Below are 23,028 nucleotides of genomic sequence, written 5' to 3'. Positions count from 1 at the left end.
CTCGATTCCGGGTCTATCCCGGCTTGCGGTGGCGGGCAGCGGCGTGACACCGACAGGGTATGAGCTTCGCTGCCCCTCCTCCCGATGCCCCCGCACCGCCGCGCCGGATCGCGCTGCTCAACGTGAAATACAGCCCCAATCTGGGCGATGGGCTGCTGTCCGAATGCCTTGAGGCGGAGCTGGCGCGCACCTTCCAGACGATCGCGCCGGGGACGCAGGTGTTCTCGATCGATCTGGCGGGGCGGCGCGCCTATCCCGCCATCGCCCCCAGCCGCCGTGCCGTGCTGATCGCGGTGCTGGAGGCGCTGCCGGCTGCTTTCCGGCGGCTGGCAACGCGGATCGCGCTCGCCGCGCTGGTGCAGCTGCGGCTGCGCCGGCACGTGCGGGTGCGGCTCGCGAGGTGTGATGCGGTGGTGCTCGGTGGCGGTAACCTGCTGACGGACGCCGATCTCAATTTTCCGATGAAGATCGCGGGCGCGCTTGGCCAGGCGGCACGGCTGCGGCTGCCGGTGGCGGTCTATGGCGTGGGGGCCAACCGGCAATGGTCGGAGGCCGGGCGCCGCTTGTTCGGCCGTGCGCTTGGCGCAGCGAAACTGGCTCATGCGGCGGTGCGCGATGCGCGCAGCCAGTCTGCGTGGCGCGATCTGCTCGTGCCGCAGGGCGTGCGCCCGGCAGTGCTGAGCGGCGATCCGGGGCTGCTGGCAAGTTGCCACTTCCCGCGCCCTCCGCTGCCGTTCGATGCACCGCTGGCGGGCCTGTGCGTGACCGCGCCGATGGCGCTGCGCTACCATGCCACCGGACCGGCTGCCGCGCATGGCACCGATGAACGCGCCGCGCTCGATGCTTGGTACGGGGTGGCAGCGCGCGCGCTCGTCGATGCGGGATTTCGCGTCGCGCTGTTCACCAATGGCAGCCCGGAGGACCGCGACTATCTCGCAACGATGGGTCCGGCATGGATCCTTGCCGCCAAGGGACCGGTGACGATGACCAATCCCTTCGCCGATCCTGCCGAGATGATCCGCTTCATCGCCGGTTGCCAGCTGATCGTGGCGCACCGCATGCATGCCTGCATCGCCGCCCATTCCTTTGCCATCCCCACGATCGGGCTGCGCTGGGACGTGAAGCTCGACAGTTTCTTCGCGCTGGCGGGGCGCGGGACCTATATTGCCGATACGGCCTCGCTCGATGGCCCGGCGCTGACCGCACTCGCGCGGCAGGCGGTGGCCGATGGTGTGGACCGCGCCGCACTGGAAGACCTCATTGCCGGCACGCGCAGCGATATCGCGCGCATGGCGGCGGCACTGGCGCGGGCGATGCAGCCGGCAAAGGCTGCGGCATGAGCGCGGCAATCGACCGCATCGTGGTGATCAACGATCTCTCGCATGCGATGGGAGGGGCGAGCGCGCTGGCTGTGGGCTCCGCGCACCGCTTTGCCGAGCGGGGCTTCCGCGTGGCTATGCTTGCGGGCGACATGCCCGATCCGGCGCTGGCCGAGGCTGGGATCGCGGTGACGGGGCTGGGGCAGGCCCGGCTGCTGGGGCGCGCGGGCGGGCTGCTCGATGGCCTTTGGAACCGCGCGGCGGCGCGGATGGTGCGGCGCTGGATCGCCGAACACGATACGCCGCGCACGGTCTATCACCTTCACGGCTGGTCACAGATCCTCTCGCCTTCGGTGTTTGCCGCGCTGGCCCCGGTGCGCGGCCGACTGGTGATCTCGGCGCACGATTTCTTCCTCGCCTGCCCCAACGGCGCCTTCACGAACTTCGCGACCGGGGCACCCTGCCCGCACGCGGCGCTCTCCCGCGCATGCCTTGCCGAGGCCTGCGACCGGCGGGGCCAGGCGCACAAGCTGTGGCGCGTGGCGCGTCATGCGGTGCAGCGCTTCGTCTACCGGCCGGAGAGCTCACCACCGGTGCTGGCGATCCACGCCGCCATGCGCCCGATGCTGGCGCGCGCGGGGATTCCGCCCGCAGCGATCCATCCGCTGCCCAATCCGGTCGTCCCCTTCAGTGCCACGCGGATTGCTGCCGAGTGCAACCGTGAAGTGCTGTTCGTCGGCCGGATCGAGGCGACCAAGGGCGCAGACCTTGCGCTGGCAGCGGCGCGGCGGGCGGGCATGCCGATCCGCCTGGTCGGCGACGGGGCAGACCGCGCGCGGCTCGCCGCCGAGTATCCGGAGGCGCGCTTTGCCGGGCGCCTGCCGCCAGAGGCCATCGGTGCGCTGGCCGCGTCAGCACGCGTGCTGGTGATGCCGAGCCGCTATCCGGAACCCTATGGCCTCGTTGCGATGGAAGCCGCGCTGGCTGGACTGCCCGTGATCCTGCCGCCCAGCGCCCTGCTCGCGCCGGATCTGGTGGCGGCGGGGGCGGGTTTCTCGGTCGATCCGCGCGATACGGCAGCGTTCGCGGCTGCGCTTGGCGCGCTCGCGGCAGACGATGCGCGGGTTGAGGCCATGAGCCGCGCGGCCTTCACCGCCACGCGCCACCTCGCCCTGTCGCCGGACGAATGGCTCGACCGCCTGCTTGCGCACTATGGCACGCGCCTGGAGGCGCTTCAGGCGCCGTCAAATGCGAGTTGTGCGTCCGGATCGAAGCTGATCGCGGCGAAGCCCGCCGGTGCATAGGGCGCGGGCGCTGCCGCAGGGTTGGTCGCAGACCAGCCGCGGCGATCAAGCTCGCCAATCGGTCGGTAGGGATTGCTGCGGGCCAGTTGGCGCAAATGCTGCACCTTGATCGGCACGATCACGAGGCTGAGCGTCGCAAGCACGATGGCCCAGCGCCAGAGGTTGAAATGTCCACTTTGGATTGCGGCCATGAACTCCGCATAAGTCAGCCAGATCGCCAGCGCGCCGAGCAGTTCGGAGCTGCGCTGGTTCGGCAGCGCGAGCAGCGTCAGTACGGCAAGGAAGAACGATCCGACCCCCGCAAGCTCGAGCGAAAGGCGGTCGGTAACGTAGCCTGAAGTCAGCACAAAGGCGATCAGCAGCGCGCCGATCCGGGCGGATCGGATGATATGGCCGGGCGTGATACGAGCGAACAATGCTTCCATGGAGCAGGATATGCATCCGTGCTTTTCAAGGAACACTTTCCCCCATTGGTTAACGCCGGACCAACGAAAGGCTCCGCATCGGGCCGGGCTATAAGTGAGATTGCTCAGATACGGGGCTAATTGCGCGACTGGGCGGCGGGAAAGGATGGTACCCGCTGCGGCGTGGGATGGAAACGGCGCAGGATCAGGGATCGGGCGATGATCAGCATGCAGCAGCGCAATTCGCGCGGACGCTCCGCGATGACGGTGCACCCGCGCGCGCTCTCGGTCTGCCTGCTGGGCCTGCTCGCTCCGCTTGCCGATGCGCGCGCGCAGACCACGGTGGATCCGCGGATGGAGCGCGATACCGTGGGTGCTCGCTCGCGGCCGGAGGTGGAAACGTCCGGCGCGCGGGTTGGTGCGCTGCTGATCTCGCCCAGCTTCGGGATCGAGGCAGACGCGACGGACAACATCTATGCGCGCGGCGATGTGAAACGCGGTGATGTCGCAGTGGCGATCCTCCCCGCGCTCGCGGTGCGTTCGCAGTGGTCGCACCATGCGCTGGGGATCGCGGCGGAAGGGTCGATCAAGCGCTATGCCAAGCGCACGACCGAGAATATCGAGACTTATGCCGTCAAGCTCGATGGGCGGCTCGACATTTCGGGTGACACCCGCCTGTCGGGCGATTTCGGCGCGGCGCGGCGGATCGAGGCACGCGGTACCACCGGCGATACGCTGTTCGGCGCGGCGCCGATTGCCTACACCGTGGTCACCGGCGGGGGCGAACTCGAACAGACTTTCGCACGCGCGCGGATCACGCTGGGCGGGCGCTACGAACGCTATACCTATCAGGCCCGCGAACTGGGCGGCACGGTGATCGATCTTTCCCCGCGTGATTACGAGGCGCTGTCGGGCTCGCTGCGCGCGGCGATCGGCATCGGGCCGGGCGTCGCTGCCTTCGCCAGCCTTGCCTACAATCGCAACCGCTACCCAACACCGCCGGTCGGGCCGAGCCGCAATTCGCACGGGTTTACCGGCCTGACGGGCCTGGCCTTCGGGCTCAACCGGCTCTTGCAGGGTGAGGTCGGGGTTGGCTGGGTGCAGCAGGATTTCAGCGCGCCGATTTTCCCGCGCATCAGCGGCCTCGCCTATAACGTGCAGCTGAAGTGGAGCCCGACACGGCTGACCACCGTGCGCCTTTCGGGCGCGCGCACGTTCCAGCGTTCGCCGATCATCGGCATTGCCGGGATCCAGCAGCACGAAGTGATGCTCTCGGCCGAACACGAACTACTGCGGACGCTGATCCTGCGGCCCGCGCTGCGCTATGTGGTGGCCGATTTCCAGGTGCCGAACGGCGCGGCCAAGCGGCAGGAGCGCTTTTTCACCGGCACATTCGGCGTGAGCTGGCGGCTCACCCAGCATTTTGAGCTCGCCGGCGACTATACCCACAGCCTCGGCCGCAATTCAGGCGCAGTCGATCCGGGCCGGGCCTATGACAGGAACCGCGTGGCCGTGTCGCTGCGCTGGCGGCTGTAGCTGCGATGGCCAGCCTGCCGCGCGATACCCGGGTTGATACAGACCGGCCGCCGCCGCTTCCTGAATGGGGTGTGCGGCCGCGCCATATGACGGTGCGGCTGGTGTTTGCGGCACTGTTCCTCGCCGGGCTTGGCGCTGCACTTACGCTGCTTGCGCCCCCGCCCGCCGGGCCTCAGGTGCGCTTTGCGTTCCCGCCGCCGCTGCCAGACCCGGCTGCGTTGCTCCCCTACCTGCCCGAAACGGCGCGGGCGGCCAATGCGGCCATGGTGATCAATCCTCCCGCAGCGCCCGCGCCGGCCTTCCGGCTCGGTGCGGCGGACGCGCTTGCGCAGACGCGCGCGCTCGATTGCCTCGCCGCTGCTGCCTGGTACGAAGCGGGCGATGATCCCTCGGGCGAACGCGCGGTTGTACAGGTCGTGCTCAACCGGGCGCGACATCCCGCCTTTCCCGCCAGTGTGTGCGGCGTGGTGTTTCAGGGATCGGAGCGCACCACCGGCTGCCAGTTCAGCTTTACTTGCGATGGCTCGATGCGCTCGCGCCATCCCGCCCCCGCTGCGTGGGCTCGCGCGCGGGCGGTCGCGGCTGCGGCGCTGGCCGGGGCGGTCGATCCGCGTTTGGGGCTCGCGACGCATTATCATGCCGACTATGTGGTGCCGGTGTGGCGCAGCGGCCTCGTCAAGCTCGCGCAAGTGGGGCTGCACTTGTTCTACCGCTGGCCGGGGGACTGGGGTTCGCCCACCGTGCTGCGCGGCAGCGCGAGCGGCGAGGAGCCGAGGATTGCCGCGATGGCCACGCTTTCGCCCGCGCATGGCGGCGCGGACGCGGCACAGGCAGGGCAAGCCGATGCTACCGCGAATGCCGGCGCGGCGCTGGCGTACCTCCCGCTTGACGAAACGGACGGGCCTTCCCGCTCCGACAGCCGCAGCGCCCAGTTGTCCGCTGCACCGGCGAGAGGGCCATCTGCCGGCGGGCGCATCGCCCTCATGCTCGATCCGGCGGCATTCCCCGGCACATATGCCATGCGCGCGCTTGCCGCCTGCGGAGAGCGCGAGCGCTGCGCGGTGGTCGGCGAACTGCTCGGCGCGGCTCCCGGTCAGGACCCTGGCTTCGTCTATTTGCGCGATCGGCAGACGGGTGCGGAAGGCGCCTGGTGGGATTGCGCCGCCCTCCCCCGTGCAAATCCCGCGCGCTGCCTGCCCAAGGGCGCAGCGCTGACGCGGCTGCTGGCGGACTGGGGCTGAGCCAAGCGGGAGCGACCATCCCGCTCGAATGCAGTTACGTCGGTGACGGCCAGATCTTCGTGACCCGCCTGAAGCGCGCGGCGGCAAATCGCCGAAAGTGCGAGCCAGCCCGTCCTGATCCGATGGCAAAAGCACGCTTGGGCAGCAGGCAAAAGAAGACCAGATCTCGACCTTCGCCCGCGCTGGGTAAAGTGGGAATGACCACGCGGGAGGGGCCACCATGGGCTGGATGGCGGCTATATTTGGGAATTCGGTAAAGGGTCCCCGCAGTTCCTGTCGGCAACGCGGGATCGAGTGGCGGTCGTCCGGCGACGCCCATCCACTCGGTCTTGTCCGTCGTTTATTGAGGAAGCGCCACTTCGAGCGCCTCGCGAGTAAAGCCGCGCACCTCGCGACCTTCGGCAAAAATTGCACTCCGCCCCGTTACAAAAGCAGAGAATACGCCCACCGCAACTGCTGTTCCCACAGTGGCGCCAGTATTTCCTGTTCCTTCTTGGCGCGTCATGCCGGTCAGTGTGATCGTTCGACCATTGGGCAGATCAAGCGACCGCATCGTGATCTCCATTTTTGCCGACTTGCCAAACGCACCCTTGCCGGTCCGGTAGGAGATGTAACCCGTGCCAGGGGTTCCCTTTGGCAAAACAATGAAATTGCCGATCATCACGTCTTGCGCGAGTGCCACTCGAAACGTGTCACCTTCCTTCATTCGCTTCGAATTTACTTCCTGAGACAAACGCAACAACAACTCTGTATTCGCAGGCAGGGTTGTGAAGTTGCCGGTAGGCGACGTAACCGCTCGCGCCGTTATCGCCGCACTTTGGGCTGGCGCCGGCACTGCCACGACTGGAACCTGCGGCGTAACCGGAGCCGATTGCGATTGCTGTGCAAGAGCAGAGGTGGACAAAACGGCGGCTAAAGCCGTGAAAGTATAGCGAATCATTGGATACCCCCCCAAGATCACTCCATTCTGGAGTTATCGGCGGTCTCGGCGAGCGCCGATGCCAAGTCAACGCCTGAAAGTGTCGCAACTCTAGCGTCAGGTAGGTTTTCGTAGTTTCGCCATATCCGCGAGAACGGGTGGATTTGAGGCAATTGCGCGGCATGGTCAGTGATGGAGTGTCGCTGTTCCCCGCAACCCACACCATGAGACCTGATCCGCAATCCCCTGTGGTGGATTTGCAACGGCCTCCAGACCTTCTCCATTATGGAGATAAATCAGCGCCCTAAGCGAAATTCTTGCTCCCTCATCGCGATGAAGCAGCTGACTCTCCAGCAATACCTGAAGCTTTTCCGGAACATAGACTCCACCAATTTGGAGATATATCCTAAATCTCCGCGGCGAATCCAAGTTCTCCGGAGATTTATATGCTGGGCGTAATCAAGATTGGGCCCGAAATCGCCGTGAGCGCGGGCAACTCGGGCGAGAAATCCAGATCGGCCATCACGGACCTGTCGACTGGCGGCTACGTGGTCACCTGGCGAGCGCCAAGCACCAGCACAGTTTGGGAGACCAAAGCGCAGTTATTTGGCCCAGATGGCGCCAGAATCGGAGACGAGTTCAGTGTTTTCCCTTCATCCGCAGGCTCTCAATATGATCCCGACGTTACAAGTCTTGCCGACGGCAGATTTATCATAACCTCTTGGGGCGGCGTCGGCATATTTGCCCAATTGTTTAATGCAGACGGCAGTAAACTGGGGCAAGAGTTTCTGGTAGGCGGCGGGGGCCGCGGTTCTTTTCCGAACATTACCGGGTTGTCAAACGGCGGCTTCGTGATGACTTGGCAGGATGTTCGCCCGGCCGTTATCGTACAGGTATTCGACGCAACCGGCGCCAAAGTCGGCAGCGAAATCATGTTACATACCGAAGCGAACTACAAACCATTTGCGCCCCAAGCTGCTGATCTGTCCAACGGAGGATTTGTAGTTGTCTGGCAAGACTATAGCGGGACGCAAGGCGATTCCAGCGGCAGCAGCATTAAGGCGCAGATTTTCACAGCATCAGGCGCCAAGATAGGCACCGAGTTCCTTGTAAATACGCAGACCGCCAACAATCAGTCGGTACCAGTTGTAACTGGTCTATCTAATGGAAATTTTGTGATTTCATGGCAAGATGCCAGCAAGACTTTGGGAGATACATCGAGCAATAGCATAAAGTATCAGCTCTTCAGCGCCGATGGGACAAAAATAGGAAATGAGGCATTAGCCAACACCGAGACATTTCTTGACCAAAGGTTGCCAACGGTTACCGGTACTGCAAACGGCGGGTTCGTCATCTCTTGGACCGACGAAAGCCAAACCTTGGGCGATTCAAGCATAACCAGCATCAAGGCCCAGGCTTTTCATGCCGATGGCACCAAGTTTGGCGGGGAATTCCTGGTAAATACCAACGTCGCTGGCTACCAGTATGATTCCCAAGTGGCATCCTTCAAGAACGATGGGTTCGTAGTATCTTGGACAGATTCAAATGATGGAAATAATGGAAACGTCAAGTCCCAGATATTCGGCTGGGGCTCCTACCCTGTCATCACCTCAAACGGTGGCGGCTATCTCGGGTACGTATCGATCAAGGAGAACACCACTGCCGTAACCAAGGTTACAGCGACCGATATCGATCAAAACACCCAGCTGACCTACTCCATCGCCGGCGGAGCTGATGGAGTTCTGTTCAAGATTGATCCCACAACGGGTGATCTATCTTTCAAAAGCCCGGTAAACTTCGACAACCCAGGCGATGCCGATGGCAACAACGTCTATTTAGTGAAGGTTAGGGCATCGGACGGATCGCTGGCTGACTGGCAAGAGATTTCCGTCACCGTCACCAACGTCAATGAAGCGCCGGTGATCACGTCCAACGGCGGCGGCGCGTCGGCAGCCATCTCGGTGGCCGAGAATGGCACGGCTGTCACCACAGTCACGACGACCGATGTCGATGCGGGCACCGCTCTGCTCTACTCGATCGGCGGCGGCAACGATGCGGCGCTTTTCCGGATCAACGCACAGACGGGCGCGCTCACCTTTGCGGCAGCGCCCGACTTCGAGGTGCCGAAGGATGTGGGCCTGAACAATGTCTATGATGTCATCGTCAAGGTTTCGGATGGCCAGCTCACCGATACCCAGGCGCTGGCGATCACCGTCACCAACGTCGTCAACGAAGTGCTGACCGGCACATCAAATGCAGACACACTGACAGGCGCAGGCGGTGACGATACGCTCTGGGGCGGCGCTGGCAACGACCGGCTGACCGGGAACGGGGGCAACGACGGGCTCAACGGAGGAACCGGGGCGGACATAATGGACGGCGGCGCTGGCCACGACACGTACTTCGTTGACGTTGCTGGCGATCAAGTCATTGAAACCGCAGGAAACGGTAGTGACACCGTCAAAGCGAGCATCAGCTATACGCTTGGCGCCGCTGTCGAGAATCTGACCCTCACAGGCTCCGCATATCTGTCTGGCACGGGCAACGATCTCGTCAATACGCTGATCGGCAACGATGGAGACAACCTCCTCACAGGGCTCGGGGGCAACGACACCATGAATGGCGGTTCCGGGAGCGACACGCTCGTCGGCGGGCTTGGGAAGGACGTTCTGACCGGCGGCACGGGCCGAGACTTCTTCGTGTTCAATACTGCCGCTGCAACCGCCAACGTGGACACCATTACCGATTTCAACGGCAGCGAGAACGACAAGATCCAGCTCGGCAAGTCGGTTTACAGCGGCTTCACCCACACCGGTGCGCTGATCGCAGACGAGTTCTACGCAGCAGCAGGCGCGACTTCCGCACACGATGCGACGGATCGGGTGATCTACAACACGGCTACCGGTATTCTCTACTACGATGCCGATGGCCAGGGCGGCGTTGCTGCGGTGCAGATCGCCCTGATGGGAGCAGTCAACCACCCGACGCTGATCTACAGCGATATTCTGATCATTGTTTGAAGGAGGGGCACGGTGACAGATTGCCAAATCCCTGCCCACTACCGGGCCTGACAAGCGCCAAGTGTGCGCCCGCGGCGCTTCAGCGCCCCTTGCGCCGCGCCGCGTGCACTTCGGCGCGCGAGAGGAGCGCGTCGAGGTCTGCCCGGGAAATGTCGAAGCTTTCGTGCATGTCTTCCAGCGCGGCATCGATATCCGCCATGTGCAGCCCCGCATCGGGGGCAGGCGCGGGCCGGTGAGGATAGGAGTGGCGTGAGAGGCGATGGAACAGCAGGCCGATCGCCACGAGCGACAGGGAATTGAGCGCCACCGGCAGGAAGGCAAAACCATATCCGGCGGCGTGGACCGCGCCCGAGCCGATCACCGCCGTAAGCGCCGAGGCGCCGCCGGGCGGGTGGAGGCAGCGCAGCGCCGACATGACAAGGATCGCCGCGCCAACCGCCACGCTCGCGGCGAGGCCGGTATCGGGGATCAGGCGATAGACCGCGACGCCGACCAGCGCGGAAATGGTGTTGCCGCCCACGACGGGCCAAGGCTGGGCAAGCGGGCTCGCCGGCACCGCGAAGACGAGCACGGCCGAAGCCCCGAGCGGCGCGACGAGCAGCGGGAGATCACCCGGCTGCAACGGCAGGCGCGCCGACACGAAGGCCGCGAAGGCAATGCCCAGCACCGCACCCAGACAGGCGAACAGCCGATCTGGGGCATGCGCGCCGGACAGGAGAGGGTGGAACAGGCGCAAGAGGTTGATCCGCTCAGCTTCGTGGTATGCCGCCCCATAAGGCGGCCCCTGCAGGAGGGGAAGCCTTCACGCAACTTTAGTTAGGAGAGCCCCACTGCGCCGAGCACCGGGCGAAAACCGGTGCCTTCGCGCAGCACGCGTGCCACATGGCTGCCGCCGAAGTGCGCAGGCACAAGCAGTGCCTGCCGGCTGGCGGCAAGTTCGAGCACCTGGCGGCGAGTCTCGCGCGCCTGATCGGGTGCCTCGCAGAAAACGCTGTTCCATTCGGGGCGGTAGATCTGGGCGGGATGGTGGACGACATCGCCGACGAACAGCGCGTTGTCGTCCTTTCCCGCCACTTCGAGCATCATGCTGCCGGGGGTGTGGCCAGGGCAGGCGTGAAGCGTGAGGCCTTCGGCAACCTCGAAGCCCGGCTCGGCCCATTCGGCGCGGCCGGCGGCAATGATCGGCGCCACACTGTCCTCGTACATCCCGGCGTTGACGGCAGCGCCTACGCCGTCCGGCCCGGCGGCGCCGTCTTCCGGGTCCCAATAGGCGCGGTCCGCCAGCGGGAGCACATAGCGGGCGTTGCGGAAAGTCGGCTCCCAGCGTCCTTCCACGAGGCGGGTGTTCCAGCCGACGTGATCGATGTGAATGTGCGAACAGACGACAACGTCGATGTCCTCCGGCTGGAAACCGGCGCGGGCGAGGTTGCCGAGGAAATCGGTCTGCAGGTTGCTGAAGATGGGGATGTTCGGGCGGTCCTTGTCATTCCCCGCTCCGGTATCGAACAGGATGCGCTGATGCCCGGTATCGAGCACCCAGCTCTGCAGGAAGGCATAGAGGTGGCCGGTTTGCGGATCGAAGTATTCGGGGGCAAACTCCTCGGCATGCGGGTCCCAGCCTTCGGGGGTGTAGCCCTGAAACAGGTAGGAGGGCGGCGCAAAAGTGCCCTGCCATTCCTCGATGCGATGGACGGTGACGTGCCCGATCCGGAAACGATCCATGTGCGCTCTCCTGCTCCGGGTGTTCCCCCGCTGCGGACGAGAGTGCCTGAGCGAGCGGCGATGCACAACCGGCGGCGGATCAGCGCAGCGGCATGAAAGGACCGTGGCCCATGGGAACGACGTTCTGGCGGTTCTCGGAAAAAGGAGACCAATGGGTGATGCGGGGTCGTCATTCCGAGGGCGCGAACGGGGCCGGGTATCCTCACGGGCCACAACACTTGGCACAAGGGGGGCTGGGCAGAGCGCGGCAAGCTCGGTAGGCGGGCTCGATATGCGGGGAGACCAGGTATGCGCAAGGAAATCGGCAGCGGGTGGAGCCGGGCGGCGGGGATCTGTGCGATGACCTTGCTGATCCTGCAGGCGCTGGTGCTCGCCTCATGGGCGGCGGGACTTGCGTTGATGCTGCCGTCATGGGCTTCGAGCACGGCGCTGATCGTGGGCTGCCGCGATGTGCCCGCAGCAAGGCCCCGCGCCGCAAGCCTCGGCCATGTAGTGTGCGGGGCGACAGGTGTGGCGGCGTTTTATCTTGCCGGTCCGGCTGCGCATCCCTGGGCGCTGTGGCTCGCCGCACCTGCGGTCGCGGTCGGCGTGACACTGATGTGGGCGATGCGCTGCTATCATCCGCCAGCCGCGGCGAATGCGGCGATCCCGCTTTTCACAGCTGCGACGATGCCCGTCTATGCCGGGGCGGTGGCGCTTGGGGCGGCGCTGCTGCTGTTCGCCGCCCATGCGCTCGATCGGGCCGACGGGGCGGCAGCCGCCTAGAAGTACCGCTCACCAATACGGATCGTATCGCCCGGCAAAATCGCCACTTGCGCACTGCGCAGCGAGACGGCGCTTTCGGCCTTGCCGGTCTGCCGTCGCAGGAACACGGTCTTCTCGTTCGCGCGGTAGGTAAAGCCGCCGGCGCGGGCGATGGCCTGCTCCACCGTCATCCCCGAGGCATAGGAATACTCACCAGGTCGGTTAACTTCGCCCAAAATGTAGAACGGCCGGTAATTGAGCACCTCGACGCTCACGCGCGGGTCGTTGACATAGCCCTCGGCGAGCTTGGCCGTGAGTTCCTGCTGCACCGCATCGATCGTGCGCCCGCCCGCCGCCACCACGCCGATCAGTGGGAATGCCAGCGCTCCGCCGGGCGTGATGTTGTATTCGCCGGTAAGCGTCGGCTCATTGAAAACGGTGACGCGCACGCGGTCTCCCGCGCCGAGGTGGTAACTTTCGAGGCCTGCGGCGACATCCGCCGTCGAGATCGGGGGTGCGCCCGCGCTGGCGCACCCACCCAGCGCGAACGCCCCGGCCACGACCATCATGCCAGCCATGACTAGCGCCAGGCGGTGCCCTGCGCGCCGACCGCCATCGTGCCTGCTATCCATGCGAAATCTCCAATGCTTCTGCGTGCTTTTGTTCGATGCCCACAAGTCTATGCGGCGGGCGGCAAAGCGCAATCACCCCGCCCCTTGCCGAATCCTCCGACTTGGAGGTGTTCCGGTGCGACCCCGCAAAGGCCCCGGACCGCAGCCGGTACACCTGCCCCGCCCACTATCGGCGCAGACCGGCGCCGCGGCATATGGTGCATAAATCCTTAAGCATTCACCCGGATTTGCCCCCGATCCGGCGATGCGGGATGCAGGGCAGCACGAAGCTTCGGACTGCGCCCGCGAAGGCGCGCAGCGATCCTGTGATGCGGGTCGGAGCCTTCCCTGCCTCCGGTTTGCCTCCGCAGCGGATACGCTTCGCCTTCCCCGTCGCGGCCCCTTGCCTAGTCTTGCGCCATGCCGAGAAGGGGGCCGCGCTCCCGGATCGGACGAAATTTACCACATAGGTTTGCCAGCTGCACGGGCATCTGGCGGCGAACCATTCGACCGAGGAGAACAGGGGTGAACACGGCAGTCGGCCTCTATCGCAACGCCGGGGGTGTGCCAGGCATGGCGCCCACCCTCGCCTTCGAACCCAGAATGCCGCCCCCGGCGGCGGACCGGGTGGACCTGAGGCTGCTCTTCGCGGTGTTCCGGCGCCGCCTCGGCGTATTTCTTGCGGTCCTGCTCGCGGTGCTGGCCACCGGCCTGCTGCTGACAGCGCTGCAGCCGCGCACGTATACGGCGCGCGCCGAAGTCACGCTCAACAGCCGGCCGCAGGCAGTCGCGCCGACGAGCACGAGCGACGGGCCGCAGCAGGCCGCGATCCCGAGCGAAGGCTACGTCGATACACAAGTCGCCGTGGTGACCTCGGAAGCCAATCTCGGCGCGGTGGCAGAAAGCCTCGGCCTTGCGAAGGAGGACCGCTTTGCGAAGCGCGGGACAGAGGCCCAGGCAGCGGCGCTGGCCTGGTTGCGCAAGGGCGTGGTGGCCACGCGCATCAGCACGACTTATGGCATCGCGATTACCTTCGAGGACACCGATCCCGCACTTGCCGCCCGCGTGGCCAACAGTTTCGCGCAGCAATACACGGCTGGCGCGCTGGAAGCGAAGCGGAAGACTGCGCGGGCAACAACGACCGCCATCGCCGAGCGGCTCGAGCAGCTGCGCCAGCAGGCCCTTGGCGATACCGCAGCGGTGCAGCGCTACCGCATCGCCAACAACCTCCTCTCGACGACGATGGGCTCACTGACCGAGCAAGAAATCTCCAGCTACAACCAGGCGGTTACCACTTCGCGCGCGTCGGCAAGCGAAGATGGCGCGCGGCTCGATGCGGCGCGGCGGCAACTGGCGCTGGGCGTCAGTGCGGGCGGCGTGGGCGAAGTGGCCTCCTCGCCTGCAGTCGGCTCGCTCCGCGCGCAGCAGGCCAGTGCGGCGACCGAACTTGCCTCGCTCACCGCACGCTATGGCCCGCGCCATCCCGATGTGCTGCGCGCAAAGGCAGCACTGGGCGCGATCGACGCGCGGATTGTCGACGAGACGCAGCGGGTGATCTCCAGCCTTGAGGCGCGGGCGCGGGTTTCCCAGCAGCGGCTGGCCTCGCTCACCGGATCGCTGCAGCAATCGCGCGGCACGCTGGCGCAGAACAATGCGGCGATGGTCGGACTGCAGGACCTTGAAAAGCGGGCCGAAACCTCGAACGCGCTTTACGAGAGCTATCTCAACCGGTTCAAGGAACTGACCGCGCGTGAGGGGACAGAACAGGCGGATGCCGATCTGCTCCACCCGGCTGCGGTGCCGTTCAAACCGACCAGCCCCAACGTGGCGCTGAACCTCGTGCTGTCGGTGGCGCTCGGGCTCGGGCTTGGCGTGGCGGCGGCGTTCGCGGCGGAAATGACGTTCAGCGGGCTCACCACCGGGGACGACATCGAGCAGCGGCTGGGCGTGCGCTATCTCGGCTCGATCCCGACGCTGGGCTCGGTCTGGCGGGGTGAGGAGAAAGTGCCGACGGCGGCGCTGCTGGAGGATCCGCGTTCGGCCTTTGCCGAAAGCTTCCGCTCGCTGCGCGCATCGATCGCGATGAACACCACGAAGGCGCGGATCATCGCGCTGACATCGGCGCTGCCCGATGAAGGCAAGACGACGACCTCGATCTGCCTGGCGCGCTCCATGGCGCTTTCGGGAGACCGCGTTCTGCTGATCGACGGCGACTTGCGCCGCCAGGGCGTGAGCCGGTTCCTGCGCGGCGATGCCGGGCGGCCAGGGCTGATGGACGTGCTGGGCGGCAGCGCATCGCTCGAAGCTGCGCTGGTGGTGGACCCGGCGACGGGGCTCAACATCCTGCCGCTGGCCGAAGGGAGCGACAAGGCGCCCGAACTGCTGACCGGGGACGAGATGGACCGCATGCTGGATGCCGCGCGCGAGATGTTCGATGCGATCATCATCGATACCGCGCCGGTGCTGCCCATCGCGGACGCGCGGCTGATGCTGCGCAAGGCCGATGCCTCCGTCTTCGTGGTGCGCTGGCGCAAGACGCCGGAGGCGGCGCTGCGGTCTGCGCTGCGGCTGCTGCCTGATGACCGGGTGCAATTGGCCGGCGTCGCGCTGACCCGCGTCGACATGCGCAAGCAGGCGCGCTTCGGTTATGGCGACGATGCATTCTACCACTCGTACAAGCGCTACTATGCCTGAGGCGGCCTCCCCCACCCCCCGGCCCCGCTCTCCCCGGCCCCAAACTCCCACGCCCGGAAACGGCCAACCCTTGATCGCTGCGGGGAGCGAACAGGGCAGTGCTTTGCCTTTCCTGTTCCATGGCGGCGAAGCGCATGCGGCGAGCGATGCCGCCGAGGCGCAGGGCGAGAGCGCCGAAGTCGCACCGCAGGCCGCGATGGCGCGGGGGACCGCCCTTCCCGCAGCGCGCGCCGGACACCTTGCCGGGCTCGATCTGGCAAGCCTCGGGCTGGCGGGCCCGGCGCCGGTCCTTGAAGGACCGCACCGCCCGGCTGTCGTCCGCCCCGGCGCCGTCGTGCCAGCCGATCCGCGCAGGCGCTTCCGCCGGGTGGCGATCATCCATTACTGGCTGGTCACGATGCGCGGCGGCGAGCGCGTGCTTGAGCGGCTGCTGCAACTGTTTCCCGAAGCCGATATCTTCACGCACGTCTATGATCCGGCGGCAATGTCCGCCACCATCCGGGCGCGCACGGTGCGCACCAGCTTCATCCAGAAGCTGCCGGGGGCGCGCAAGCACTACCAGGCCTATCTGCCGCTGATGCCGATGGCGCTCGAGCAGCTGGATCTGCGCGGCTACGACCTCGTGATTTCGAGCGAGAGCGGGCCGGCCAAGGGGGTGATCCCCGCGCCCGATGCGCTGCATATGTGCTATGTCCACTCGCCGATGCGATACTTGTGGGATCACTACCACGATTATCGCGACGAAGCGGGCTGGCTGCGGCGCGCGGTGATGCCGGTGCTGTGCCACGGCCTGCGCCAGTGGGACACGAGTTCGGCGGCGCGGGTCGACCGGGTGCTGGCCAATTCGAACTTCATCCGCGAGCGCGTGGCCAAGGCCTGGCGGCGCGAGGCCGAGGTGGTGCATCCGCCGGTCGATCCCGCACTGTTTTCGCCTTCGGACGAGGTGGAGCCGGGTTATCTCTGGGTCGGCCAGCTGGTGCCCTACAAGCGCGCGGACCTTGCGATCGACGCGTTCAACGCGCTGGGCCTGCCGCTGACCGTGGTGGGCGATGGCCCGCAGGCGGCCACGCTGAAGAAGCGCGCCGGGCCGACGATCCGGATGATCCCGCGGCTCGATTTTGGCGAGTTGCGCCGCGCCTATGCCCGGTGCCGCGCGCTGGTGTTCACGGCCGAGGAGGATTTCGGCATCGTACCAGTCGAGGTCATGGCCTCGGGCCGGCCGGTGGTCGCTTATGGCCGGGGCGGCGCGCTCGACAGCGTGGTCGAGGGGCGCACCGGGCTGTTCTTTGCCGAGCAGACGACGGAAGCGCTGATCGCGGCGGTGCAGGGTCTGGAGCAGTGGTTACCGCACTTCGATCCCGCCGAAGCGACAGCGCGCGCATGTGATTTCGCGCCGGAGCGGTTCGATGCGGGCGTGCTGGAGGCGCTGGCATGAAGCTGCAGCCGCTCAACCGTATGCGTACCCTGCTGACCGTGCTGCGCCTTCGGCTGCGCGGCGAACGGCCGGGCAAGCGCTTCTTCGTTCACAGCGGGCTGCCGCGCATAGAAGGGCGCGGGCGGCTGGCAATCGGCGAGAGGGTGAACTGGAGCTGCCACGGCGCGCCGGTAGCGGTTGAAGTCGGGTCCGGTGCGCTGCTCGAGATCGGGGCGCGCGCCTTCCTCAACGCCGGGGTCGAGATCGTCTGCCATCAGTGGGTGCGGATTGGCGAGAATTGCCGCATTGGCCCGCGCTGCGTGCTGGCTGATACCAACCACCATCCGGTGCATGAAGGCCAGGGCGTGCGGGTGGCGCCGGTGCAGTTGGGCCGCAACGTCTGGCTGGGGCGCGGGGTGACGGTGCTGCCCGGCGTGACGATCGGTGATCACGCGGTGATCGCGGCTGGCTCGGTGGTGTTCACCGATGTGCCGCCACGTGAGGTGTGGCGGGGCAATCCCGCCGCATTCGTGAAGCCGGTGCGTGCCGGGGACGGGTACGTGCGGCCATGAGCGCGCTGTGCGACCCACAAGTGGCAGGAAGGGCGCGGCCATGGAATTGACCTTCATCGGCGCGGTGCAAGTGCTTGTCGGCCTCGCGCTGTTCGTGGCCGGATCGGTCGAGGCGATGTTCGCATTCGCGCTGGTTTCGGCGCTGTTCGGCGGATCGGCGGCGATCCTGCTGCCGGTGCTCGGCAACTCGTCGATCCCGCCGGTGCAGTTCGCCCTGCTGTTCGTCGCCATGCGCCTGCTGGTGCCGGGCGCCGGGCAGATGGCGGCGGTGGGCCGCGCGCTGCGCGCCAACGGCTGGCTGGTATGCTTTGTGATCTACGGCGCGGCCCTTGCCTTCATCGCGCCGCGCCTGTTCGCAGGGCAGATCGAGGTGACCCCGCTGCGTGGCCGCGTGGAGGCCCGCTATGTCTCGACGCTGGCCTATGTCTATGCGGTGCGGCCGCTGGTCTTCACTCCGCAGAACCTGACGACCGCCGTCTATCTGATCGGCACGCTGCTGGCGGGCATTGCTAGCTATGTCGCCTGCCAGCGGGAGAGCGGGCGCGCGGTTCTGGTGCGCACGCTGGCGGCTTTGGGGATGGCGCACGCGCTGACTGGCTTCATGTCGGTGGTAGTCCGGGGCACGCCGGCGGAAGTGGTGCTCTCGGTGTTCCGCAACGCGGCTTATGCGCAGCTCGACCAGTCCTACCTCGGCTTCGTGCGGATGACCGGGTTGTTTCCCGAAGCATCGACCTTTGCCAATTATGGCCTGCTGCTGTTCGTTTTCTCGTTCGAGTGCTGGCTGCGCCGGATCGATCCGCGCTGGACGGGGCCCGCAGCAGCCCTGCTGGCGGCCGCGCTGGCGCTCAGCACATCGAGCACGGCCTATGCCGGCCTGCCGACCTATGCCGTACTCGTCGGTGCGCGTGCGGTCCTCTTCCCCGGCGCGCTGCCGGTCGACCGCGCCTTGTGGGTCGGTGCCGCGCTGCTGGCGCTTACGGCCGCCGGCTGCGCGGTGATGATCTGGCAGCCCCGCTTCGCCGATGGCTTTGCCGACATGATCCGCCACATGACCGTGGAGAAGAGCGAAACGCTCTCCGCGCTGCAGCGCCGGTTCTGGGCGTGGCAGGGGATCAACGCCTTTATCGAGAGCGGCGGCATCGGGATCGGGCCGGGCAGCTTCCGCTCATCCAGCCTGGCGACGGCCGTGCTGGGCTGCACCGGGATCATCGGGGCGGTGACACTGACGCTCCATTTTCTCACCGCGTTCAGCCCGCTGCGGCAATCGACGTGGACGCCGGTGGCGGACAAGACGCTGTCGACCGCAGCGGCGTGTGGCTGGGCGATGATGATGGGCCTGATGATGGCCTCGATCTCATCCCCCACCTGCGATCCGGGCACCGACATCGCGATGCTGAGCGGCGCGGCGCTCTCGCTGCGGCGGCGGTCGGTGGCGGCGCCAAGGGCGGCGGCGGAAAGCCCGCTGACAGCGCCAACACCGGCGATCACCATCCCGGCAATGCCTGACTCGCCGTTCCTGCTGAGCGAAGCCGCAACGCCGCGCGGGTTCACGATGGCGGAGCCGTTAGTGCTCGACAGCGCGCTGGAGATTGCGTGACTGGCAGGGTCAGCCGCGTTTCCCGGCATTCGCACCGCCGGCGGCAAAGCGGTAGCCCCCGCCGAGCAGGAAGGCGCGGATCGCGGGGTCTGCGCTGAGGCCGGCGGCCGTTGCGGCGGCAGCGGCGGCGCCCTGCGCATCCCCCGCGAGCCATGTGACGCGGGCGAGCGCGGCCCACCATGGCTGGTAGGTTTGCGTGCCGGCCATCGCCCTTAACTGTTCGAGCGCGGCGCTGCTCGCGCCGTTTTCGGCATGGGCGACGGCGCGGGCGACCATCACGCCGGTAGTCGGCGCGATGCCGGCCAACACATCGTAGAGCCGTGCGAGCGGGCCGGTGAACCGTTCCCCGGTCATGCGCTGGTGCGCGTGGAGCGACTGGATCGCCGCCTCGGTCTGGAAGCGGCCGGGCGCGCCGAACGTTGCGGCGCGGCGCAGCGCCGCTTCGGCTTCGACCACCATTTCGTGCGACCACAGCAGCGGATCCTGCGCATGCAGAGGCACAAAGGTGCCGTCCGGCGCGCGGCGGGCAGGCTGGCGTGCCTCGCAGTGGAGGATCAGCGCGAGAAGCCCAAGCGCCTCGGGCTGATCCGGCATCAGTTCGGCGATGAGGCGAGCAAGGAACAGTGCTTCGCCGCGCAGACCGGCGAGCCGCGAATCCGCGCCGAGCGTATCGTCCCACGCGGTGCCATACGCCGCGTAGATCGCCGAAAGCACCCCGCCCAGCCGCTGGGGCGCATCGGCAGGATCGGGCACGGCAAAGGCGATGCCCGCATCGCGGATCTTGCGCTTGGCCCGCACAAGGCGCTGGCCCATCGCACCGCTGCTGACGAGGAACGCGGCGGCAATGCGGGAGGCATCAAGGCCGAGCACGGTCTGCAGCATGAGCGGGGCCTGCGCATCGGGATCGATCGCCGGGTGCGCACAGACGAACAGGAGCGCCAGCCGCTGATCGCTGAAGGGGCTGGCGGCGGTATTCTCCCGCTCTTCGGCCAGAAGCGCGAGGACATCCTCGGCGCGGGAAGCCGTGGCCGCGCGCGCCTGCTGGTGGCCGGCCGCGCGGCGGGCAACGGTGAGCAGCCAGGCTTCGGGATTGGCCGGCACGCCCTGCTCTCCCCACTGGGCGAGCGCGGCGGCGAAAGCTTCGGCCAACGCATCCTCGGCGGCAGCAATATCGCGGGTGCGCGCCGCAACGAGCGCGAGGAGACGGCCATAGGACGCGCGCGCCGCTTGCTCTGCAGCGGCGGAGGAACGGCGGCGCGCGGCGTCCATCGTGGTCAGCCTGCCGGCGGCGCCATCACCGGGCGGATCTCGACCGACCCGGCCACAACACAGGGTGCCCGCGCTGCCCAAGCGAGCGCGGCATCGAGATCGGCGACCTCGATCACGACATAGCCGCCGAGCGCTTCCTTGGTATCGGCGAAGGGGCCATCGGCAACGTGGCGCGTGCCGTTCTCGATCCGCAGGGTGGTGCCGGTTTCGGGCGGCTGCAGGCCATTGCCGCCCACCATCACACCGGCCTGCGCGATTGCGCCCATATAGGCCGACCAGCTGCCCCAATAGGGCCCGGCGGCGACGGGATCAGTGCGCTTGCCGCGCTCTTCGGCGTTTTCCTGAAAGAGGAGGACGTACTGCATCGATCGGTTCCTTTTTCGGTCTGGGCCGGGTTGCCCGGCAAGCAGCAGGGGCTGCCTGCAACACTGTGCGGCAAGGCACCGCGATTTCGACAAGCAGGCGAAATTAGTGCGGCACCTACGTTTCCGCCATTCCCAATCCGCACCCACTGCGCGGCACGTAGCGAGAATGAGACGCGGCTACTCCTGTGCCAAGGCGGCCCAAAAGATCTACCCGAGGAAAAAATCTCCGCCCGCATGCATCCGCAGCAGGGCCTCCTTCGTATGCCTTGGCGAAAGCCGGGAAACATCGACCCGGCAGGGCAAGGGAGCATACCTCACCATGTTGTTTGTTCAGACGAAGATCGCCGCCGCGATCTCCGCCGGGATCGTGCTTTGCGCCATTCCGCTTTCCGCCGCACATGCCGCAGAACCATCTGCGGTTGAGGCAGTATCCTCGGCCGGGGCTGCCGCCGATGGCGCCGTAGCCGATGGTCCGGCGGCCGAACTGGCCGTGCCCGAAACACGCGGATCGTTGCTGCCGCAAGGCGGACGCCTGCTGCTGACCGGCGGCGTATCCACGATCGAGGGTGCAGGTGGTGGCGGCCTCGTCCCCTGGGCGCTGATCGGCAGCTACGCCACCCGCAATCAGATCGGCGCAAGCGCCTTTGTTACAGGCGTCGATACCCAGGATTTCACGCTGGCTTCCTATGGCGGCGCGGTGAGCCTCTACAACCGGCTCGAACTTTCGGTGGCGCGGCAGAACTTCAACTTGCGCGAAGTGGGTGCCGCGATCGGCCTCGGCAATCGCTACACCATCAGCCAGACGATCATAGGTGCCAAGCTGCGCCTGTTCGGCGATGCCGTGCTCGATCAGGACACGATCCTGCCGCAGGTCGCGGTCGGCGTGCAGTACAAGATCAATGACGACAAGACCGTCGTCGGCGGTGCGCTCGGGCTGAAGCGCAAGGGCGTGGACATCTATGCCTCCGCAACCAAGATCATCCTGTCGCAAAGCCTCCTGTTGAGCGGCACGGTGCGCCTCACCAAGGCCAACCAGTTCGGCATTCTCGGCTTCGGCGGGCTTGGCGGCAAGGACCAGGCCTACAAGGCGCAGTTCGAAGGCTCAGCCGCCGTTCTGCTTACGCGCAAGCTGGCGGTTGGCGGGGAATACCGCACCAAGTCGAACCGTCTTGAAGGTGCGCTGGGCGGCACCTCGTTCCGCGAGGAGAACGCCTACGACGTCTTCGTGGCTTACGCGCCCACGCGCAACATCTCGATCACCGCAGCCTACGCGCGGCTCGGGCAGATCGCGCTGGCCCGCCAGAACGGTGCCTACGTCTCGCTCCAGCTCGGCTTCTGATCCAGCTTCATCAAGGACACGATCATGTTCAAGACCACCCTTTCGCTAGCGCTGCTGATCGGCGCTTCCACGGCCGCGTTCGCACAGGAAAACCTTGCTCCCAAGTACGACGTGCAGGAGCCGGCAGTGAGCGATCCGTCGATAAAGCCCACGGCGCCGACCACCCCTGTCATCACCGATGACGAACACCTGTATGAGACCTTCGGCGGGCGCGAGGGCCTTACCGCGCTGATGGACGATGCCATGGCGCGCTGGCTGCAGAACCCGAAGACACGGCCCTTTTTCGAGAATGCCGATCAGGCCAGGATCAAGGCGCTGCTGGTCGAGCAGTTCTGCGTGATCATGCACGGCCCCTGCACCTATTCCGGGCGCACGATGGCCGAGGCACACCGCGGCATGAACGTGAAGGAAGGCAACTTCTACGGCCTTGTCGAGGAACTGCAGGTGGCCATGAACAAGCGCCACATTCCCTTCCGCGCGCAGAACCGCCTGATCGCCGCGCTCGCGCCGATGCACCGGGATATCATCGACAAATGATCGCCCTGCGCGCCCTGACTTTCGCACTGGCAGGTCTTGGCGGGCTGGTGCCCACGCATCCCGCGTTGGCCCAGTCTGCCGACACCCTGCCCGGAGCCAAGCTCTATCAGGCCAAGTGCGGCACCTGCCATAGCCTCGATGCAAATCGGATCGGCCCGGCGCATCGCGGAGTGTTTGGCCGCGCGGCCGGCTCGGCAGCTGGCTACAGTTATTCGCCTATGCTCAAAGCGTCCGGCATCGTCTGGAATGCGGCCAGCCTGGACCAGTGGCTGCAGGGGCCGCAGAAGATGGTCAAAGGCTCGAAGATGTATTTCGTCATGCCGGGCGCGAGCGATCGCGCGGCGATCATCGCCTATCTCAAGGCCACATCGGGCAAATGAACGAGCGGGCGCTGGCCGGTGTGGTAAGCTTCGAAGTGTTA

General features: G+C 66.4%; 20 protein-coding genes. 13 read left to right on the top strand and 7 right to left on the bottom strand.

All coding sequences use genetic code 11. The features are described 5' to 3' along the window. The first annotated feature begins 59 nt into the window (after positions 1 to 59). Entirely contained in the window at positions 60 to 1,340 is a 1,281-nt protein-coding gene (locus tag ACODS2_RS13055) for a polysaccharide pyruvyl transferase family protein (protein ID WP_488999212.1), read from the top strand. Beyond that, entirely contained in the window at positions 1,337 to 2,623 is a 1,287-nt protein-coding gene (locus ACODS2_RS13050; protein WP_488999211.1) for a glycosyltransferase, read from the top strand. The genes ACODS2_RS13055 and ACODS2_RS13050 overlap by 4 nt, the downstream gene beginning before the upstream one ends. Here the strand turns inward: ACODS2_RS13050 and ACODS2_RS13045 are convergent. Continuing rightward, positions 2,554 to 3,048 carry a hypothetical protein gene (locus ACODS2_RS13045; RefSeq protein WP_488999210.1) on the bottom strand — a complete coding sequence of 165 codons (495 nt, stop codon included), beginning with the start codon at positions 3,046 to 3,048 and terminating at the stop codon, positions 2,554 to 2,556. The two genes, ACODS2_RS13050 and ACODS2_RS13045, sit on opposite strands and share 70 nt — an antisense overlap. Positions 3,049 to 3,246: 198 nt before the next feature. On the opposite strand from ACODS2_RS13045, the gene ACODS2_RS13040 reads away from it, so the two are divergent. Continuing rightward, entirely contained in the window at positions 3,247 to 4,563 is a 1,317-nt protein-coding gene (locus ACODS2_RS13040) for an outer membrane beta-barrel protein (protein WP_488999209.1), read from the top strand. 5 nt (positions 4,564 to 4,568) lie between these two features. Further along, positions 4,569 to 5,804: a cell wall hydrolase gene (locus ACODS2_RS13035; RefSeq protein ID WP_488999208.1), complete on the top strand. Its 1,236-nt coding sequence runs from the start codon at positions 4,569 to 4,571 to the stop codon at positions 5,802 to 5,804. Positions 5,805 to 6,144: 340 nt separating this feature from the next. Here ACODS2_RS13035 and ACODS2_RS13030 read toward each other — a convergent pair whose 3' ends face one another. Next, positions 6,145 to 6,744, bottom strand: coding sequence for a hypothetical protein (locus ACODS2_RS13030; RefSeq protein ID WP_488999207.1), 600 nt, complete (start codon positions 6,742 to 6,744; stop codon positions 6,145 to 6,147). A 425-nt stretch (positions 6,745 to 7,169) separates the two neighbouring features. Here ACODS2_RS13030 and ACODS2_RS13025 point away from each other — a divergent pair, with 425 nt between their 5' ends. Continuing rightward, positions 7,170 to 9,743: a cadherin domain-containing protein gene (locus ACODS2_RS13025; RefSeq protein WP_488999206.1), complete on the top strand. Its 2,574-nt coding sequence runs from the start codon at positions 7,170 to 7,172 to the stop codon at positions 9,741 to 9,743. Positions 9,744 to 9,822: 79 nt separating this feature from the next. On the opposite strand, the gene ACODS2_RS13020 is transcribed toward ACODS2_RS13025, so the two are convergent. Both ACODS2_RS13020 and ACODS2_RS13015 read right to left on the bottom strand, forming a co-directional pair. Then, on the bottom strand, positions 9,823 to 10,479 hold the full coding sequence (locus ACODS2_RS13020; protein ID WP_488999205.1) for an HPP family protein: 657 nt from the start codon (positions 10,477 to 10,479) through the stop codon (positions 9,823 to 9,825). 80 nt (positions 10,480 to 10,559) lie between these two features. Continuing rightward, on the bottom strand, positions 10,560 to 11,465 hold the full coding sequence (locus tag ACODS2_RS13015; protein ID WP_488999204.1) for an MBL fold metallo-hydrolase: 906 nt from the start codon (positions 11,463 to 11,465) through the stop codon (positions 10,560 to 10,562). Between the two features lie 288 nt (positions 11,466 to 11,753). Here ACODS2_RS13015 and ACODS2_RS13010 point away from each other — a divergent pair, with 288 nt between their 5' ends. After that, on the top strand, positions 11,754 to 12,230 hold the full coding sequence (locus ACODS2_RS13010) for an HPP family protein (RefSeq protein WP_488999203.1): 477 nt from the start codon (positions 11,754 to 11,756) through the stop codon (positions 12,228 to 12,230). Here the strand turns inward: ACODS2_RS13010 and ACODS2_RS13005 are convergent. Beyond that, positions 12,227 to 12,841 carry a polysaccharide biosynthesis/export family protein gene (locus ACODS2_RS13005; RefSeq protein ID WP_488999202.1) on the bottom strand — a complete coding sequence of 205 codons (615 nt, stop codon included), beginning with the start codon at positions 12,839 to 12,841 and terminating at the stop codon, positions 12,227 to 12,229. The two genes, ACODS2_RS13010 and ACODS2_RS13005, sit on opposite strands and share 4 nt — an antisense overlap. Before the next feature lie 504 nt (positions 12,842 to 13,345). Here ACODS2_RS13005 and ACODS2_RS13000 point away from each other — a divergent pair. From ACODS2_RS13000 to ACODS2_RS12985, 4 genes are all read left to right on the top strand, one after another. Beyond that, positions 13,346 to 15,514, top strand: coding sequence for a GumC family protein (locus tag ACODS2_RS13000; protein ID WP_488999201.1), 2,169 nt, complete (start codon positions 13,346 to 13,348; stop codon positions 15,512 to 15,514). A 397-nt stretch (positions 15,515 to 15,911) separates the two neighbouring features. Next, positions 15,912 to 16,949: a glycosyltransferase gene (locus tag ACODS2_RS12995; RefSeq protein ID WP_488999503.1), complete on the top strand. Its 1,038-nt coding sequence runs from the start codon at positions 15,912 to 15,914 to the stop codon at positions 16,947 to 16,949. Next, positions 16,946 to 17,500 (top strand): acyltransferase, encoded by a 555-nt coding sequence (locus ACODS2_RS12990; protein ID WP_488999200.1) that lies wholly within the window; start codon positions 16,946 to 16,948, stop codon positions 17,498 to 17,500. The genes ACODS2_RS12995 and ACODS2_RS12990 overlap by 4 nt, the downstream gene beginning before the upstream one ends. A gap of 40 nt (positions 17,501 to 17,540) precedes the next feature. Further along, the gene (locus ACODS2_RS12985; RefSeq protein ID WP_488999199.1) at positions 17,541 to 19,097 is read left to right on the top strand and encodes a hypothetical protein; all 1,557 of its coding nucleotides are present in this window, start codon (positions 17,541 to 17,543) and stop codon (positions 19,095 to 19,097) included. Between the two features lie 9 nt (positions 19,098 to 19,106). Here ACODS2_RS12985 and ACODS2_RS12980 read toward each other — a convergent pair whose 3' ends face one another. Beyond that, the gene (locus ACODS2_RS12980) at positions 19,107 to 20,366 is read right to left on the bottom strand and encodes an RNA polymerase sigma factor (protein ID WP_488999198.1); all 1,260 of its coding nucleotides are present in this window, start codon (positions 20,364 to 20,366) and stop codon (positions 19,107 to 19,109) included. A 5-nt stretch (positions 20,367 to 20,371) separates the two neighbouring features. Next, complete coding sequence (locus ACODS2_RS12975; RefSeq protein WP_488999197.1) at positions 20,372 to 20,731, bottom strand: YciI family protein; 360 nt, start codon at positions 20,729 to 20,731, stop codon at positions 20,372 to 20,374. A 319-nt stretch (positions 20,732 to 21,050) separates the two neighbouring features. On the opposite strand from ACODS2_RS12975, the gene ACODS2_RS12970 reads away from it, so the two are divergent. The 3 genes from ACODS2_RS12970 to ACODS2_RS12960 are packed head-to-tail and all read left to right on the top strand — an operon-like array spanning position 21,051 to position 22,987. Beyond that, positions 21,051 to 22,070, top strand: coding sequence for a DUF3034 family protein (locus ACODS2_RS12970; RefSeq protein WP_488999196.1), 1,020 nt, complete (start codon positions 21,051 to 21,053; stop codon positions 22,068 to 22,070). A 24-nt stretch (positions 22,071 to 22,094) separates the two neighbouring features. Continuing rightward, a complete protein-coding gene (locus ACODS2_RS12965; protein WP_488999195.1) occupies positions 22,095 to 22,607 on the top strand; it encodes a group I truncated hemoglobin in 513 nt (170 codons plus the stop codon). Next, positions 22,604 to 22,987 carry a c-type cytochrome gene (locus ACODS2_RS12960; protein ID WP_488999194.1) on the top strand — a complete coding sequence of 128 codons (384 nt, stop codon included), beginning with the start codon at positions 22,604 to 22,606 and terminating at the stop codon, positions 22,985 to 22,987. Before ACODS2_RS12965 ends, ACODS2_RS12960 begins: the two co-directional genes overlap by 4 nt. Positions 22,988 to 23,028: the final 41 nt, after the last annotated feature.

It is taken from the genome of Novosphingobium sp. FG137 (assembly GCF_057809735.1).
This window is presented reverse-complemented; position numbering and strand designations above follow the sequence as displayed.